Genomic DNA, 15,193 nt, shown 5'->3' on the forward strand with positions numbered 1-15,193 from the left:
TCTGCGCGTAACAGAGGGACGACGTTGGCCCTGCTGCGGTTGTGGTGAGTAGAGATTACCGCACCCTGCCGGAATAGTGCCCCCCCGGTCCACTTCGCGAACCTTCACTGGTTAACACCATGGATACAGTTGCCGCATGGCGGTTGGTGAGGCGATCGACGACGTGTTGGCCAAGGCCGGGGTGGACGGCCTCCGCCTCCGGGAAGCTCTGGCGCTTCTCGGCGACGGTCGCTGGTGGACCCTGCCCGACCTGGTGCGGGAGACCGCGACGTCGCGGCGATCGGTCGAGGCGCTGCTGCGTGCGCTCCCCCTTGAGCGTAGCGGCGACCGCGTCCGAATCCCTACCGATCAGGCTAAACGCTATAACACCCCCATCCAAGAGGATATTTCGGATCTAGGGAATCCGGTGGCCGGCCTGGTCCCCCGATACGCCGACGTCCTCGACCGGCTGGAGTCCCTGATCGCCCGGGCCCCGCGCGGGCGGTCGGCGCTCGACCACGTCTCCGCCACGGCCGAGACCGTCCTGCGGCGGGCCCTGCTGCTCGGCCGGCGCTTCTGGCTGCCCGGCGCCCGGCTGCTCTGCGTGGGCGACCACGACCTCACCTCACTGGCCGTCCGCATGGTCCACCCCGAGGTCGAGGTGGCGGTGGCCGACATCGACGACCGGATCCTCGCCTACATCGACGAGCAGGACCTCGGCGTCCGCACCCGCTGGGCCGACCTGCGGCTCGGCCTCCCGGTGTCGCTGCGCGGCTGGGCCGACCTCGCGGTGACCGACCCGCCGTACACGCCGGAGGGGGTCGGGCTGTTCGCCGCCCGCGCCGCCGAGGGGCTGCGCGACCGGGACGAGGGCCGCATCCTGCTGGCGTACGGCGCCTCCGAGCGCACGCCGATGCTCGCGCTCAAGGTGCAGAAGGCGCTGTCCGACCTCAACCTGCTGAACGAGGCGATCTTCCCGAACTTCAACCGCTACCACGGGGCGGAGGCGATCGGGAGCGCGGCCGACCTGTACGTGCTGCGGCCCACCACGAAGACCTGGCCGTCCGTGGCCGCCCGCCTCGACCGGCTCGCCACCGCCATCTACACGCAGGGGCCGCAGGCCGTGGAGGCCGCCCCGGCTCCTGCGCCGTCGGCGCCGTCGGCGCAGGAGCCGGGCGACCTGGCGGCGTTCGCTCCGGGCCTGCTCGTGGGCGACTGGCCGCGCGAGGTGCTGCCCTCGGTGCCCCGGGTCCGCCTCGCCACCTGGCTGGCCAAGCCGTACGCCGCCGACCCCGAACGGGTGGCGGTCGCCGTCCCTGCCGGGCTGGAGGCCGCGCTGCCGCGCCTGCTGCTCGCCACGCGGGCGCGCCGCGTGCGGGTCGTGCTGTCCGCGCCGGTCGGGCCGCCCGCGCCGCTGACGCCCGTGTACGACCTCACCGCGGAGGGCCAGGTGATCGACGCCGTACGGCTCCCGCTCCCGGACGGCCCGGCCGAGCGCGTCGTCCGGCGGATCCTGGACAACGCCCACGGAAAGGTCGCCAACGCCTGGCGGGAGGGGCTGACCGAGGCCGCCGGGCTCACGAAGAGGCAGGCCAGGGCCGCCGTCGAGGAGGTCGCGCCGTGGGCCGGCGACGTCTCCCCGCTGGAGCTCCCCCTGCACCGCCTCGCCGGCCTCCCCGCCGCCGTCGCCTGCACCCTGCGCCCCCCGGCCTGACACGGCCGGGGTCGCACCTGCCGTCAGCGGGCGGTGGGCCGTCAGCCGATGGCGGGGCGGCCGCCGGCCACCTCCAGGACGACCCCGGTGATGTAGCTCGCGCGAGGGGAGGCGAGGAAGACGACGGCCTCGGCCACCTCCTCGGGTTCGGCGACCCGGCGCAGGGCGGTCGTCGCCGCGATCGCCTCGAGCACGGCCGCGTCCATGTCGCCGGTCCCCGGTGTGCGCGTCGGGCCGGGGGCGACCGCGTTGACCCGGATGCCCTCCTCGGCGTACTCGGCGGCCCACACCCGGGTCAGCTGTTCGAGCGCGGCCTTGGAGGCGGCGTACATCCCGGCGCCCTTCGTGGGCACGGTGGCCGCCATCGTGCTGACGTTCACGATGGTGCCGCCTCCGCGCTCCGCCATGCCCGGCGCCAGCGCCCGGACCAGCAGGTACGGAGCCCGGGTGTTGAGGTCCATGTGCAGGGCGAACAACTCGTCCGTCATCTGCGAGGTCGGCAGGAACCGGTAGACGCCGGCGTTGTTGATCAGCACGTCGACGTCGCCCGCCTCCTGCGCCAGGCGCAGCACGTCGGCACTGTCGGTGAGGTCGGCCCCCGCGAAGCGCCCCCTTCTCCCCGCCTCCTCGGTCTCCCCGACCACGGCGGCGCCGCGCTCGGCGTCGCGTCCGTGGACGACGACCTCGGCGCCTTCCCCGGCGAGTCGAACGGCGACCGCCCTGCCGATCCCGGCCGTCGCGCCGGTGACGAGAGCGGTGAGCCCTGACATCTCCATGGCGATCCCCCTTCGCCCGAGACAGGCGGTCGTCTCACCGCCGCGCCGGCCCGCCCGCGGACCCCGCCGGAGTGGATCAGCGGGTTCGGCGCCGATCGGCGAGGACGGGGCCGGCGCCGGCTCAGCCGTCGTCCTCCCCCACATCGCGCCCGCTCACACGACGGATCCGGCTTCGCGTCCCTCGTCCGCGACCGTCCGGCCGTCCGGCGACCTCATTGCGGGGCGAGGCTCCCGGACGGGACGGCGCCCGACGGGGACGGGCTCGGCCCGGCGCCGGGCTCGCTGGGGGCGGCCTCGGACGGCTGGGCGGTGTCGTCCCCGGACCCGGGCTTCACGGGGGCGGTGGGCACCCCGGCGACGTCGACCACCCGGCGGTAGAGGGCCTTCTCGACCTCGCGGGCGGCCAGGCCGAGCATGACGAAGTCGTCCTTCTCCCCCGGCTCCGCGCCGTCGGACCTGCCGATCCACACCACCCCGGCGTAGTGGCCCATCGCCTGGCCGCTGCCCTCGGTGTACGCGCCGAAGGCGGCCTTCGGGGACTCCAGGGGGAGCGTCCAGCCGCCACGGTAGAGCGTCCCGAGGGACTGCACGAGGGTGTTGGCCGACTTCTCGTCGGCGAGGTTGAACATCGTGTACTCCGCGACATACGCCCCGTCCTGGGTGGCGTACAGGCCGCGCAGCGCCTGGGTGCACCCCGCCCCGTTGAGCGCGTCGACCACGTCGGCCCCCCAGACGGCCCCGGCGCAGCCGGAGTCCAGGTGGGCGGCGACCCTGCGCAGCGTGACCTTGCCGGCCGTCAGCGTCCGGGCGCCGAACACCTCCTGGGCCGTCAGCGGCCGCGCGTCGGCCCTGCGGTCGGCGATCGGCGCGAACTCCTTGACCGACGGCCATGCCTGGTACGCCGACGGACGGCCCTGGCCGATGACGCCGCCCCCGGACTCAGGGACCGGCGCCGCCTGGCCGCCCGCGAACACGTTGACCAGCAGCGTGAGGACGAGCGCCACGGCCAGGACGGCCACGACGGACCCGGTCCACACGAGGATCCGCTGATTCCGCTCGGACAGCCCCCATTCGGACAGCGCCGAGCCGGTCCAGCGCGGCGCCGGTGCGGAGGACCGGCGCTTGCGCTTGGTCATAGGCCGCCGGCCCCGATCAGCGAGCCGAGTCCCCAGGTGAGGGCGGCCGCGAGCGCGCCCACCAGCAGCTGCCGCAGTCCGCCGAACCACCAGCTGCGGGCAGTCACGCGGGAGACGACGGCCCCGGCGGCGAACAGCGCCACCATGGACACGATCGCCGAGATCCACAGCCCGCGGACGCCGAACAGGTAGGGCGCCAGCGGGACCACCGCGCCGACGCTGAAGGACAGGAACGAGGAGACCGCGGCCAGGACCGGCGACGGCAGGTCGTGCGGATCGACGCCCAGCTCGGCGCGGGCGTGCACGACGAGCGCCTGCTCGGGGTTGCGGGAGATCTGCCGGGCGACCTCCCGCGCCGTGGCCGGGTCGACGCCGCGCTGGACGTAGAGCTGGGCGAGCTCCTCCTCCTCGGCCTCGGGATTCCGCTCCAGCTCGCGACGCTCGATGTCGATCTCGGCCTGGGCCAGCTCGCTCTGGCTGGCGACCGAGACGTACTCGCCGCCCGCCATCGAGAAGGCCCCGGCCGCCAGACCGGCCACGCCCGCCAGAGCGATGATCTTCGTATCCGCCGTGCCTCCCGCCACGCCCGCGATCAGGGCGAAGTTGGACACCAGGCCGTCCATGGCACCGAAAACCGCGGGCCGTAACCAGCCTCCGTTGACATCGCGGTGCTGGTGGTGGATCTCGGCCCGCTCCCCCGAGTCCGCCTGGGTCATCGCCGGCCGGCCTCCCGATCGGAGGCGGCCCCCACCTCCGCGGCGGACGCGGAGGCGGTGTCGACGGCGGTGCCGGCAGCGGTGTCGGCGGCGGTCCCGGTGCCGGTGTCGGCAGGGGTGCCGGCAGAAAGGGCGGCCTCGTCCCGAGCGGTCCCGTCCGCGCCCTCCAGGGCGGCGGCCGGCCCGCCGGGATCGTCGCCGGAGGTGCGCTCTCCCCCGGGCGACGCCTCGTCGTGGTCGCGCAGGTCGGACTCGTCGGCCTGGTCCCTCTGGTGGGCCGGGTCGGCGTCGCCGTCGGCCGGGCCGCCCGCGGGCTCGGCGGTCACGCCCAGCGGCTCGTCCCCGGACTTGTCGCGGGTCACCCAGAAGTACGCCAGCGCGAGCAGGAAGATGACGATCGAGGTCCACTGGTTGAGCCGCAGGCCGAGGACGTGGTGGGCCGGGTCGACCCGCAGGCCCTCGATCCAGAACCGGCCAAGGGTGTAGCCCGCGACGTACAGGGCGAACAGCCGGCCATGGCGCAGCCCGAACCTGCGGCCGGCCAGCACGAGCACGCCCGCGAGGGCGAGGTCCCACAGCGACTCGTACAGGAAGGTGGGGTGGTAGGTCTCCACCCCCGGCACCGTGCCGGGACGGCCCGGATCGATGCGCAGCCCCCACGGCAGGTCGGTCGGTCCGCCGAACAGCTCCTGGTTGAAGTAGTTGCCCCACCGCCCGATGGCCTGGGCGACGGCGACGCCGGGGGCCAGGGTGTCGGCCACCGCGGTGAACGAAATTCTCCGGCGGCGGCAGCCGATGTAGACGCCGAGGGCGCCGAGGGCGATGGCGCCCCAGATGCCGAGGCCGCCCTCCCAGATGAAGAGCGCGTCGACCGGCCGCTTCGGGGCGTCGGCGCCGAAGTAGAGCTGCCAGTCGGTGATGACGTGGTAGAGGCGGCCGCCGACGAGGCCGAACGGCACGGCCCATACGGCCAGGTCGGTGACGGTCCCGGGCGCGCCGCCGCGGGCGCGCCAGCGGCGCTCGCCGATCCAGACGGCGACGATGACGCCGAGCACGATGCACAGCGCGTACGCCCGGATCGGGATCGGTCCGAGATTCCAGACCCCCTGGGACGGGCTGGGAATCGAGGCGAGGAGGGGCATGTCACGTGACGTTACCGCAAGAGGGGGTGCCCTCGGTGCGCGCCGTGGACGAACGTGCCCAGTCCGTCATCCGCCGTTCCGCCCGGCCTCCCCCCGCCTTCGCGGACCGCCCCCGGACGCCCCGATCCCGGGCAGCGGAAGAGCCGGGGACCGGTCCCCGGCTCTTCACGTCCCGTCGATTTCAGCCCTTGGAGGAGGCCTTGACCACGGCGTCGCGCAGGGCGCTCGGCACGAACGCCGTGCCCGTGTCGAGGCTCTGGCCGTTGAGCATGACCGTCGGCGTCCCGCTCAGCTTGAGGGACGACATGATCGTGCTGGTGTACTGCTCGTGGGCGGAGACGTTGCGCTGCTGCCGCACGCACGTCTCGAAGTCGGGCGCGGTGACGCCGGCCTCCTTGCCCCACTTCACGAGGTCGTCGGGACTGAACCCGGTCTCGGTCTCACTCGGCTGCCTCTGATAGAGCAGGTCGTGGAACTTCATGTACTGGGAGCCGTCGGTGACGCACCGGGCGGCGTTGGCGGCGCGCAGCGAGTTGGAGTGGGCCGGCTCGTCACTGAAGATCGTGATCATGTGATAGACGACCTTCGCCTTGCCCTCGGCCGCGAGGTTCTTCAGCGTCGAGCCGCTGGTCTCCTCAAGCTGCTTGCAGGCCGGGCACTGGTAGTCCTCGTACACGTCGACCACGGGCGCGGTCACGCCCGGCTTGGCCATGACGACCGAGCCGTCCTCCTGGATCGTGACGGGGGCGAGGCCGCCGGTGACCTTCTCCGACTCCCCCTGCCGCATCGACCACCAGCCGATCGCCACAGCGACCACGGCGATCACCACGACCGCGATGATCGTCGTCATGCGCTTGCGCTGCTCCTGCTTGCGCAGGGCCTCCCGCTGCGCCGCGATGCGCGCCCTGGCCGCCTCGCTCGTTCGCTTGCTCACCGAGCCTCCCCCCTGGCCGCGCCCACCGGCGCTCCCCCGCCTGCCTGTGGTGGCGTCACCGCCTCACGTCCTCGCCCCCGGACGGACTCCCGGACGCACCCTCGGACCGGGCCGCGGACCGGGCCTCGGACCGGGCCTCGGACGGGGCCTCGGAGCGGGCCTCGTGCAGGCCCTCGGACGGGGCGTCTTCCTCCCCCGCCTCCGGCGGCCCGGTGAGGCCGAGCGCGGAGTCGAGAGCCAGGCGGCCGGGCGGCCTGATCACCGTCCAGGCGGCGCAGGCGAACAGCCCGATGTCCCGCAGCAGTTCCCAGAAGTAGTTGGGATCCTGGCCCGCCGCGAGGCTGCCGTCGCCTCCGAAGCACCCGCAGTCGATGCGCAGGCCCCTGGCCCACGCCGACGCGATGCCGACGATGAACATCGCCATGAGGACGCCGCCCACCGCGGCGACCGGACGGGTCAGCAGTCCGACGACCAGCAGCAGGCCCAGGATGATCTCCAGTACCGGCAGCCCGTACCCGAAGGCCGTGGCGAGACCGTCCGGCAGCAGCTGGTAGGCCCGAACCGCCTGCACCGACAGGGCCGGGGCGCCGATCTTCATCGCCCCCGCGACGATGAGCACGCCGGCGAGCACCAGCCGCGCCGCCGTCGTCACCCAGGAGAGCGCCGGCTTCGCGGTTTGTAACCTCTCCGACACCGAGGTGCCGGACGCCAACTGAACCATAGTCTCCCCGCCCGGTAGGCAACTCCGACTGAACAGTACCGGGATCCAACCTCACCATGTGTTGGATAAGAGCATGGTAAGCCGTGCCGTACGGACCGGCGACGGCCGCATGGCCTGGTCAAACGACCCGAAGGGGTCAGCGACGGACACCCCGGGCGAGCTCCGCGGCGAGCTCCCGGACCGAGGCGAGCCCGGACGCCTCGTCGGGCGCGTCGAGCAGGCGCCGGATGAACGCCGAGCCGACGATCACGCCGTCGGCGTACGCGGCCACCTCGGCGGCCTGCGGGCCGGTGCCGACGCCGAGGCCGACGCAGACGGGCAGCGGCGTGTGCTCCCGCGTCCGCTTGACCAGCCCCTCGGCGGCCGCGCCGACGGTCGCCCTGGCGCCGGTGACGCCCATGAGCGAGGCGGCGTACACGAAGCCGGTGCAGCACCCGGCGACCCGGGCGATGCGCTCGTCGGGCGAGCTCGGCGCGACGAGGAAGACCGTGTCGATCCCGGCCTCCTTGCTCGCGGCGAGCCACGGCTCGGACTCCTCCGGCGTCAGGTCGGGCGTGATCGTGCCCACGCCGCCGGCCGAGGCGAGGTCGCGCGCGAACCGCTCGGCGCCGTACCGGTCGATCGGGTTCCAGTACGTCATGACGAGCGTGGCCGCGCCGGACCTCGCGACGCCCTCCACCGTGCGCAGCACGTCGGCGATGCGGGTGCCGTTGGTCAGCGACCGGTGCACCGCGTCCTGGATGGTCGGGCCGTCCATGAGCGGATCGGAGTACGGCAGGCCGATCTCGATCACGTCGCAGCCGGCCTCGACCATGGCGGTCGCCGCGGCGACCGCGCCGTCCTTGGTCGGGAAGCCGGCGGGCAGGTAGCCGACGAGCGCGGCCCTGTCCTCGGCCCGGGCCTTGTCGAACACCGCTTGGAGAGTCGTCATCGGGATGCCCTATCGGTGCCGGTTCAGAGGTTGAAGTACTTCATCGCGGTGCCCATGTCCTTGTCGCCGCGGCCCGACAGGTTCACCAGGATGGTCGCGTCCGGGCCGAGCTCGCGGCCGAGACGGAGGGCGCCCGCGAGCGCGTGCGAGGACTCGATGGCCGGGATGATGCCCTCGGTCCTGGCGAGCAGGGCGAACGCCTCCATGGCCTCCTCGTCGGTGACGCCGTGGTACGCGGCGCGGCCGGAGTCCTTCAGCCAGGCGTGCTCCGGGCCGACCCCGGGGTAGTCGAGGCCGGCCGAGATCGAGTGGGACTCGATCGTCTGGCCCTCCTCGTCCTGCAGGACGTAGGTGCGGGCGCCGTGCAGGACGCCCACGCTCCCCTCGGTCAGGGTGAGCGCGTGCTCGCCGGTCTCGACGCCGCGGCCCCCGGCCTCGTAGCCGTGGAGCTGGACGCCCGGGTCGTTGATGAACGCGTGGAAGATCCCGATCGCGTTGGACCCGCCGCCGACGGCGGCGGCGACCGCGTCGGGCAGCCGGCCGGTCAGCTCCAGCGTCTGGCGGCGGGCCTCCACCCCGATGATCCGCGCGAAGTCGCGCACGATCTCCGGGAACGGGTGCGGGCCGGCCACCGTGCCGAACAGGTAGTGGGTGTGGTCGACGTTGGTGACCCAGTCGCGGAACGCCTCGTTGATGGCGTCCTTGAGCGTCTGGCTGCCGTTGGTGACCGGGACGACGGTGGCGCCGAGCAGCTTCATGCGGGCCACGTTGAGCGCCTGGCGCTCGCAGTCGACGGCGCCCATGTAGATGACGCACTCCAGGCCCATGAGCGCCGCGGCGGTCGCGGTGGCCACGCCGTGCTGGCCCGCGCCCGTCTCGGCGATGACCCGGTTCTTGCCGAGCCGCTTGGTCAGCAGGGCCTGCCCGAGCACATTGTTGATCTTGTGGGCGCCGGTGTGGGTGAGGTCCTCGCGCTTGAGCAGGATGCGGGCGCCGCCCGCGTGCGCGGCGAAGCGCGGCACCTCGGTCAGCGTCGTGGGCCGCCCCGCGTAGGTCCGCAGCAGGTGGTCGAACTCCCGCAGGAACTCCGGGTCGCCCTTGGCCTTCTCGTACTCCGCGGCCACCTCGTCGAGCGCCGGGATGAGCGCCTCGGGCACGTACCGGCCACCGAAGATCCCGAACTTGCCGCGCACGTCGGGGTCGTCGCCGTACACGCCGTTGCCGGCCAGGTCGGCGGGGGTGAGCAGGGTGTCATCCGTCGCGGTCACACCGCCTCCTTCGTTGGCTCCGCGGTTCACGACTGCTTCTCGGACCCGCTGTCCTGCCGGGAGGCAGGGTGGGCGCCCGCGGTCACCAGGTCGTTGACCGCGGTCTTGGGGTCGCGGCCCGTCACCAGGCTCTCCCCGACGAGGACGGCGTCCGCCCCGGCCCTCGCGTACGCGAGCAGGTCGTGCGGCCCGCGCACCCCCGACTCCGCGATCTTCAGGATGCCGTCCGGCACCTTGGGCGCGAGCTTCGCGAACACCTCGCGGTCCACCTCGAGGGTCTTGAGGTTGCGGGCGTTCACCCCGATGATCCGGGCGCCGGCGTCGACCGCGCGGTCGAGCTCCTCCTCGGTGTGCACCTCGACGAGCGGGGCGAGGCCGATCGACTCCGCCCGCTCGATCAGGGACACGAGCGCCTGCTGGTCCAGGGCCGCCACGATCAGCAGCGCGAGGTCGGCGCCGTACGCGCGGGCCTCCCACAGCTGGTACGACGTGACGATGAAGTCCTTGCGCAGGATGGGGATGTCGACCGCGGCGCGCACGGCCGCCAGGTCGGCCAGCGTCCCGCCGAACCTGCGCCGCTCGGTCAGCACGCTGATGACGTGGGCCCCGCCCGCCTCGTAGTCGGCGGCCAGGGACGCGGGGTCGGCGATCGCGGCGAGCGCGCCCTTCGAGGGGCTCGACCGCTTCACCTCGGCGATCACCGAGACGCGGTCCCCGCCCAGCGCGGCGTACGCGTCGCGCGGCTCTGGGGCGCGGGAGGCCTTGCGCTTGAGCTCATCGATCGACACGGTGCGCTGCCGGTCTTCGAGATCCTCCCGTACGCCCAGGATGATGTCGTCGAGAACACTCACGCGCCCTCCTCGCCTTCGGCTCGGAGCTCGCGCGAAGTACCTGTCCGCTCGCTCACGCGTAGGGATCCCTCCGGTCGGCTGGTCTCGCTGTCCTGCCCTGCGATGGTATCGGCCCGTCTCGCGTCGAGCCGCCACCGGGTGGTGTCAGGGTGCGAGGAAATGTCCGTAAGACGTATTACGCGCCACCCAAAAAACGATCACGATCGCGAGGAGTCCCCAGAGGTACGCGGGGTGCGCGAGGCTCGTGCGCGCAGGCCGTCCCTGCCATGATCGTAGCGCCCAGCGGCCCCACCAGAACAGGAGGAACGGGACGGTCGCCACGGCGAGCGGGTTGAATCCGAGCGCTCCGGCGACGTCGGCGTGTCCCAGGGCGTGCATGGCGCGAAGGGTGCCGCAGCCCGGGCAGTACAGCCCCGTCAGGAACAGGAAGGGGCAGGTGGGGTAGTGCCCGGGCCGGTTGGGGTCGACGACCCCGACGTACACGAAGGCCGCGGCGGTCGCGGCCGCCACACCGAGCGGCGCGAGGACCGACCGGAGCCGGTCCGCCCCGCGCCGCCCGGGGACGATCGCCGCCATGGCCTCAGTATGACGAGCTCGAGGTGCTGAAGCTGAACACGCCGGCCACCACGACCAGAACGATGTACAGCACCAGGACCACGAGACCGGCCGCTAGGGAGGCGATCCACCACTTCTTCGCCGACTCGGAGGCCGCCACGGCGCCCTGGTAGTCGCCGGCGGTCCACTTCGAGTTGACCTGGCTGGCGAAGACGATCGAGACGATGCCCAGGGGCAGGCAGCAGAAGATCGTGGTGAGGATGGCCATCACCAGGTGGTTGTTGGGCGGCGTGGGGCCGGCCCCGTATCCCCCCGGAGGACCGTAGCCGCCGGGCGGCGGGTAGCCTCCGGGCGGTCCGTATCCCCCTCCGGGCGGCTGGGCCCCGTAGCCCCCCGTGTCGCCCGGCTGATTTCCGTAGCTCATTGGATACTCCTGTGAGATCACTGATTGCGGCGAGAGCTTAGCGACGGGCCCGCCATAAGGTCGGGATAAGTCCAGTTTGTGGACAAGTTGTGATCTGAGCCCGGCAACGATCGGCGTCAGGCCGCCGGCCCGGGGCCCTCACAGGGTGTCACGAGGAACGGTCCCGCGGAGGCTCGATCGTGGGATCCGCCCCCTCGTCGAGGGCGTCCCACATCGCGCGCTCGCTCCGCGGCGCCCGCTCGCGCCCCGGGGTGCGGGCGGGACCGCCTCCGGCGGGCCGGTCGTACCGGCTGGACATTCCCGGCCAGCGCCCTCCGGCCACGGCCGCGACGACGCCCGCCGCGACCAGGACCAGCCCGCCCGCCACGGCGGCGAGCGGCCACGCCCACGTCACGGAGTGCGCGACCGCTCCGCCCGAGGGCACCATCGCGGTCGAGGCGTGCTCCCGGGCCGTCCCGGCGATGGTCTCCGCCCGCGTGCCGCTCCAGGCCCCGGCCGCGGCCGCGAGCCCGCACAGGGAGATCACCGCCCCGATCACGCGGCGGGCGATCCCCCGCGTGGCCAGCACGGCGACCGCCGCGGCGAGCGCGGCCAGCACGGAGGGGGTCAGGGAGGCGACCAGCTCGCCCCCGGACAGGGAGACGCGGCCGGCCGACAGGGGGCCGGCCTGCGCGGAGAAGGTCACGGCCGCCCAGGTCCGTCCCGCGGCCAGCAGCGCGAGACCGCCTCCGGCCGCGCAGGCGGCGAGCCAGACGAGCAGCGACCGGCGGGCCGCCCGCGCGGGGTCGCGCGGCCCGGCCGCCGCCGCCGCGTCCGGCGCCCGCCCGCCGCTCATGCGCCGCCCGCGCCCGCCACGTGCGCGTCGAGCACGTCGGCGTCGAAGCACGTGCGGTCGCCGGTGTGGCAGGCCGCTCCCACCTGGTCGACCTTGAGCAGCACGGTGTCGCCGTCGCAGTCGAGCGCGACGTGCTTCACCCACTGGACGTGGCCGGAGGTGTCGCCCTTCACCCAGTACTCCCCGCGGCTGCGGGACCAGTAGGTCGCCCGGCCGGTCGTCAGCGTGCGGTGCAGGGCCTCGTCGTCCATCCAGGCGAGCATCAGCACCTCGCCGGTGTCGTGCTGCTGGACGATCGCGGGCACCAGGCCGTCCGGGGTCCGCCTGAGGCGGTCGGCGATCTTCTGGTCGAGGGCCATGGGCCAATTGTGCCGCAGCGGTCCCGTGCCCCCGCCGTGCCCCCGCCGTACCCCCGCCCGCCGTGCCCGCCTGGGCACGCGCGGGACCGCGGGCGTCAGGCGCCCGTGACGAGGGACAGGGGCAGCTCGCCCACCGGCCGCACCGTGTAGCCCTCGCCGCCCCGGTAGACGGAACCGGCGGTCCAGCGGGCGGTGTTGGAGGCGACCACGCGGCCCCCCGCGTTCACGAGGAACGCGGGCGCGGGGATCCCGCGCAGCGCGGGCAGCACGGCGCCCTCGAACCGGCGGACGAACACGTCGGCGGCCGCCACGCCCGCGAAGGCCCCCTCGACCGTCACGGGCACGGAGAGGGTGAGGCTGTACTCGTCGGTGCACAGGTAGTCGACGTACGGACCGCAGACGGTGAGCTCCGCGCCGGACAGCGGGCCTGTGTACCAGTCCCAGTGCGTGTAGTCGTAGAAGGCGCTGCTCGACGGGTCGAGGTCGCGCAGCAGTTGAACGGGGTCGCCGGCCGGGTTCTCCTGCCACCACTCCAGGTACCAGGGCGCGTCGGCAAGCAGGCCGGGGGCGGCGATGAAGCCGATCCCGGCGATCAGCGCGGGCAGCGCCGGGACGCGGCCGGCGTCGAGGCGGGACCACAGCAGCGGCCGCAGCGCCGCGAGGTCGGCGACGACGGGCCGGCGGCCGCCCGCCGGGCGCAGGGACGCGACGGTGGCGGCGCGCACCTCGCGCAGCGCCGCGAACACGCCCTCGGCCGCCTCGCGGACCCGCGCCACGGCCTCGGCGGCGTGGTCCCGGACGGCGGGCGCTTCCGGGACCGGGACGGGTACGGGGGCGGCCACAGGGGCGTTCGCGGTCATCTCGTCTACTCCTGAAGCAGCAGCCGAAGCTCGATGAGGTGTTCTGTCGCGTCGAGCACGTGCCGCTCGGCGACGGCCCTCGCGCGGTCGCCGTCGCCGTCCTCGATGGCGCCGGCGATGGCCCTGTGCTGTGCCGCCATCTCATCGTGCCCGCTCAGGGAGCGTCGCGGAAGCCAGAGCAACGGTCCGATGTCGGCCTGTAACCGGATCTCCTCCCGGGTGAGCCTGGCCGACTGCGAGGCGGCCGCCACCTCGATGTGGAACCGTCCGTCGAGCCGCCGCAGCAGCGCGTACGCCTCGGGGGCCGGCTCGCACCCGTCGCCGAGGGCGGCGGCCGCGGCGGCCATCTCGTCGAGGGAGCGCCGCAACGGCGCGACGTCGCCGGGCAGCGCGCGCCGGGCGGCGAGCCGGGCGGCCGAGCCCGCGATGGCCGCGTAGTGGTCGCCGAAGTCGCGGATCTCGTCGGCCGCGAGCGTCCGCAGCCGGATCCCGGGGTCGAGCTCGGGCGGCACCCGGACGAAGCTGCCGCCGCCGCGGCCGCGGCGGGTCTCCACCATCCCCCGCTGCCGCAGCGCCATCAGCGCCTCCCGCAGGGTGACCGTCGACACGCCGAGGCGGCCGGCGAGCTCGGCCTCGCTGGGCAGCTGCTCCCCGTCGGCGAGCAGGCCGACGGCGATGGCGTCGGCGAGACGGCGGACCACGGCGTCGACCCTCGCGGTGCTGTCCACCGGCGAGAAGACGGCCAGGCGTGCCATGTTCACGGGCGCCCCCGCTGTCGTCGGCTCGTCCGGGTCCCGCTCCGGCGCCGGGAGGAAAGTTAACACAGTGATACCGGGCGGACCCTTTACGAGAAACATTTAACTCCATATGTTTCCGTTCATGCCAGACCAAGCAGTCAGCCTCCGGGGCCTGCGCAAGAGCTTCGGCGCCGTGCAGGCCGTCGCGGGCGTCGACCTCGACGTGGCGGACGGGGAGTTCTTCGCCATGCTCGGGCCGTCGGGCTCGGGCAAGACGACCGTGCTGCGCATGATCGCCGGGTTCGAGGCGCCCACGGCGGGGACGGTCGAGCTGGGCGGCCGCGACGTCACCCGCCTCGCGCCGTTCGAGCGCGACGTGAACACCGTCTTCCAGGACTACGCCCTGTTCCCCCACATGAGCGTGCTGCAGAACGTCGAGTACGGCCTGCGGGTGAAGAAGGTCCCCCGGGGGCCGCGCCGCGAGCGGGCCCTCGACGCGCTGCGCTCGGTCCGGCTGGAGGGATTCGAGGGGCGCCGCCCGGCACAGCTGTCGGGGGGCCAGCGGCAGCGGGTGGCGCTCGCGCGCGCCCTCGTGAACCGGCCCCGGGTGCTCCTGCTGGACGAGCCGCTCGGCGCGCTCGACCTCAAGCTCCGCGAGGAGATGCAGGTCGAGCTGAAGGCCATCCAGCGGGAGGTCGGCATCACGTTCCTGTTCGTCACCCACGACCAGGAGGAGGCGCTCACCATGAGCGACCGGGTGGCGGTGTTCAACCAGGGCCGGATCGAGCAGGTCGGCACGCCCGCGGAGATCTACGAGCGGCCCGCGACGGCGTTCGTCGCCGGGTTCGTCGGCACCTCGAACCTGATCTCCGGCGAGGCCGCGGTCGCCGTGCTCGGCCGGGAGGGCACCTACAGCGTGCGCCCGGAGAAGCTGCGGGTCGTTCCGGGCGACGGGACGCCCGGGCCGGACGAGCACAGCGCCGCCGGGACGGTCCGCGAGGTGGTCTACGCCGGGCCGTCGACGCGGTTCGTGGTCGACCTCGACGCGGGCGGCCGGCTGATCGCCCTCCAGCAGAACCTGCAGGTCTCGTCCATGGACGTGATGGCCCTGCGGGGCGCCAGGGTCACGCTCGCCTGGCACCGCCGCCACGAGTTCCCCGTCGCCGCCCCCGATCCCGACCCCGTGGCCGCCGGCGGCTGACCGCCGGCGCCGCCCCCTCCGGCACCACCCGCACGCGCACAACCCCAAGGAGAA

At 73.8% G+C, this 15,193-nt stretch carries 17 protein-coding genes; 2 read left to right on the forward strand and 15 right to left on the reverse strand.

What is annotated here, in order from left to right:
• Positions 1-406 precede the first annotated feature (406 nt).
• Entirely contained in the window at positions 407-1,693 is a 1,287-nt protein-coding gene (locus Mco01_RS00530; RefSeq protein ID WP_239103233.1) for a bis-aminopropyl spermidine synthase family protein, read from the forward strand.
• Positions 1,694-1,734: 41 nt separating this feature from the next.
• Here the strand turns inward: Mco01_RS00530 and Mco01_RS00535 are convergent, their stop codons facing one another.
• From Mco01_RS00535 to Mco01_RS00605, 15 genes are all read right to left on the reverse strand, one after another.
• Positions 1,735-2,469 carry an SDR family NAD(P)-dependent oxidoreductase gene (locus tag Mco01_RS00535; RefSeq protein ID WP_204054929.1) on the reverse strand — a complete coding sequence of 245 codons (735 nt, stop codon included), beginning with the start codon at positions 2,467-2,469 and terminating at the stop codon, positions 1,735-1,737.
• A gap of 212 nt (positions 2,470-2,681) precedes the next feature.
• Entirely contained in the window at positions 2,682-3,605 is a 924-nt protein-coding gene (locus Mco01_RS00540; RefSeq protein ID WP_204054930.1) for a hypothetical protein, read from the reverse strand.
• Positions 3,602-4,321: a VIT1/CCC1 transporter family protein gene (locus Mco01_RS00545; RefSeq protein ID WP_036321294.1), complete on the reverse strand. Its 720-nt coding sequence runs from the start codon at positions 4,319-4,321 to the stop codon at positions 3,602-3,604. The genes Mco01_RS00540 and Mco01_RS00545 overlap by 4 nt, the downstream gene beginning before the upstream one ends.
• Positions 4,318-5,463, reverse strand: coding sequence for a prolipoprotein diacylglyceryl transferase (lgt, locus tag Mco01_RS00550; protein ID WP_204054931.1), 1,146 nt, complete (start codon positions 5,461-5,463; stop codon positions 4,318-4,320). The genes Mco01_RS00545 and lgt overlap by 4 nt, the downstream gene beginning before the upstream one ends.
• Positions 5,464-5,644: 181 nt before the next feature.
• Positions 5,645-6,397, reverse strand: a complete 753-nt coding sequence (locus Mco01_RS00555) for a DsbA family protein (RefSeq protein ID WP_239103234.1) — start codon at positions 6,395-6,397, stop codon at positions 5,645-5,647.
• A 55-nt stretch (positions 6,398-6,452) separates the two neighbouring features.
• Entirely contained in the window at positions 6,453-7,118 is a 666-nt protein-coding gene (locus Mco01_RS00560) for a MauE/DoxX family redox-associated membrane protein (protein WP_204054932.1), read from the reverse strand.
• Between the two features lie 136 nt (positions 7,119-7,254).
• A complete protein-coding gene (gene trpA, locus Mco01_RS00565; RefSeq protein WP_204054933.1) occupies positions 7,255-8,049 on the reverse strand; it encodes a tryptophan synthase subunit alpha in 795 nt (264 codons plus the stop codon).
• A gap of 23 nt (positions 8,050-8,072) precedes the next feature.
• Positions 8,073-9,278, reverse strand: a complete 1,206-nt coding sequence (gene trpB, locus Mco01_RS00570) for a tryptophan synthase subunit beta (RefSeq protein ID WP_372444741.1) — start codon at positions 9,276-9,278, stop codon at positions 8,073-8,075.
• Positions 9,279-9,343: 65 nt separating this feature from the next.
• Positions 9,344-10,168 (reverse strand): indole-3-glycerol phosphate synthase TrpC, encoded by an 825-nt coding sequence (gene trpC / locus Mco01_RS00575; protein WP_204054935.1) that lies wholly within the window; start codon positions 10,166-10,168, stop codon positions 9,344-9,346.
• Between the two features lie 144 nt (positions 10,169-10,312).
• A complete protein-coding gene (locus Mco01_RS00580) occupies positions 10,313-10,744 on the reverse strand; it encodes a DUF2752 domain-containing protein (protein WP_036321303.1) in 432 nt (143 codons plus the stop codon).
• 4 nt (positions 10,745-10,748) lie between these two features.
• Entirely contained in the window at positions 10,749-11,147 is a 399-nt protein-coding gene (locus tag Mco01_RS00585; RefSeq protein WP_036321305.1) for a CD225/dispanin family protein, read from the reverse strand.
• Positions 11,148-11,295: 148 nt separating this feature from the next.
• On the reverse strand, positions 11,296-11,982 hold the full coding sequence (locus tag Mco01_RS00590; RefSeq protein WP_204054936.1) for a TIGR02234 family membrane protein: 687 nt from the start codon (positions 11,980-11,982) through the stop codon (positions 11,296-11,298).
• Complete coding sequence (gene hisI, locus Mco01_RS00595; RefSeq protein ID WP_204054937.1) at positions 11,979-12,341, reverse strand: phosphoribosyl-AMP cyclohydrolase; 363 nt, start codon at positions 12,339-12,341, stop codon at positions 11,979-11,981. Before hisI ends, Mco01_RS00590 begins: the two co-directional genes overlap by 4 nt.
• A 95-nt stretch (positions 12,342-12,436) precedes the next feature.
• A complete protein-coding gene (locus Mco01_RS00600) occupies positions 12,437-13,201 on the reverse strand; it encodes a cache domain-containing protein (protein WP_204054938.1) in 765 nt (254 codons plus the stop codon).
• A 5-nt stretch (positions 13,202-13,206) separates the two neighbouring features.
• Positions 13,207-13,956, reverse strand: coding sequence for a FadR/GntR family transcriptional regulator (locus tag Mco01_RS00605; RefSeq protein ID WP_239103268.1), 750 nt, complete (start codon positions 13,954-13,956; stop codon positions 13,207-13,209).
• 124 nt (positions 13,957-14,080) lie between these two features.
• Here Mco01_RS00605 and Mco01_RS00610 point away from each other — a divergent pair, with 124 nt between their 5' ends.
• Positions 14,081-15,139, forward strand: coding sequence for an ABC transporter ATP-binding protein (locus tag Mco01_RS00610; protein ID WP_239103235.1), 1,059 nt, complete (start codon positions 14,081-14,083; stop codon positions 15,137-15,139).
• Positions 15,140-15,193 lie beyond the last annotated feature (54 nt).

The organism is Microbispora corallina, assembly GCF_016863035.1.
GTDB classification, from domain to species: domain Bacteria; phylum Actinomycetota; class Actinomycetes; order Streptosporangiales; family Streptosporangiaceae; genus Microbispora; species Microbispora corallina.

Coding starts and splice junctions, on each gene's coding strand:
- Mco01_RS00535 (WP_204054929.1), bottom strand. CDS start 2,469: ATGGAGATGTCAGGGCTCACCGCTCTCGTCACCGGCGCGACGGCCGGG.
- Mco01_RS00540 (WP_204054930.1), bottom strand. CDS start 3,605: ATGACCAAGCGCAAGCGCCGGTCCTCCGCACCGGCGCCGCGCTGGACC.
- Mco01_RS00545 (WP_036321294.1), bottom strand. CDS start 4,321: ATGACCCAGGCGGACTCGGGGGAGCGGGCCGAGATCCACCACCAGCAC.
- lgt (WP_204054931.1), bottom strand. CDS start 5,463: ATGCCCCTCCTCGCCTCGATTCCCAGCCCGTCCCAGGGGGTCTGGAAT.
- Mco01_RS00560 (WP_204054932.1), bottom strand. CDS start 7,118: ATGGTTCAGTTGGCGTCCGGCACCTCGGTGTCGGAGAGGTTACAAACC.
- trpA (WP_204054933.1), bottom strand. CDS start 8,049: ATGACGACTCTCCAAGCGGTGTTCGACAAGGCCCGGGCCGAGGACAGG.
- Mco01_RS00580 (WP_036321303.1), bottom strand. CDS start 10,744: ATGGCGGCGATCGTCCCCGGGCGGCGCGGGGCGGACCGGCTCCGGTCG.
- Mco01_RS00585 (WP_036321305.1), bottom strand. CDS start 11,147: ATGAGCTACGGAAATCAGCCGGGCGACACGGGGGGCTACGGGGCCCAG.
- Mco01_RS00590 (WP_204054936.1), bottom strand. CDS start 11,982: ATGAGCGGCGGGCGGGCGCCGGACGCGGCGGCGGCGGCCGGGCCGCGC.
- hisI (WP_204054937.1), bottom strand. CDS start 12,341: ATGGCCCTCGACCAGAAGATCGCCGACCGCCTCAGGCGGACCCCGGAC.
- Mco01_RS00600 (WP_204054938.1), bottom strand. CDS start 13,201: ATGACCGCGAACGCCCCTGTGGCCGCCCCCGTACCCGTCCCGGTCCCG.
- Mco01_RS00605 (WP_239103268.1), bottom strand. CDS start 13,956: ATGGCACGCCTGGCCGTCTTCTCGCCGGTGGACAGCACCGCGAGGGTC.
- Mco01_RS00610 (WP_239103235.1), top strand. CDS start 14,081: ATGCCAGACCAAGCAGTCAGCCTCCGGGGCCTGCGCAAGAGCTTCGGC.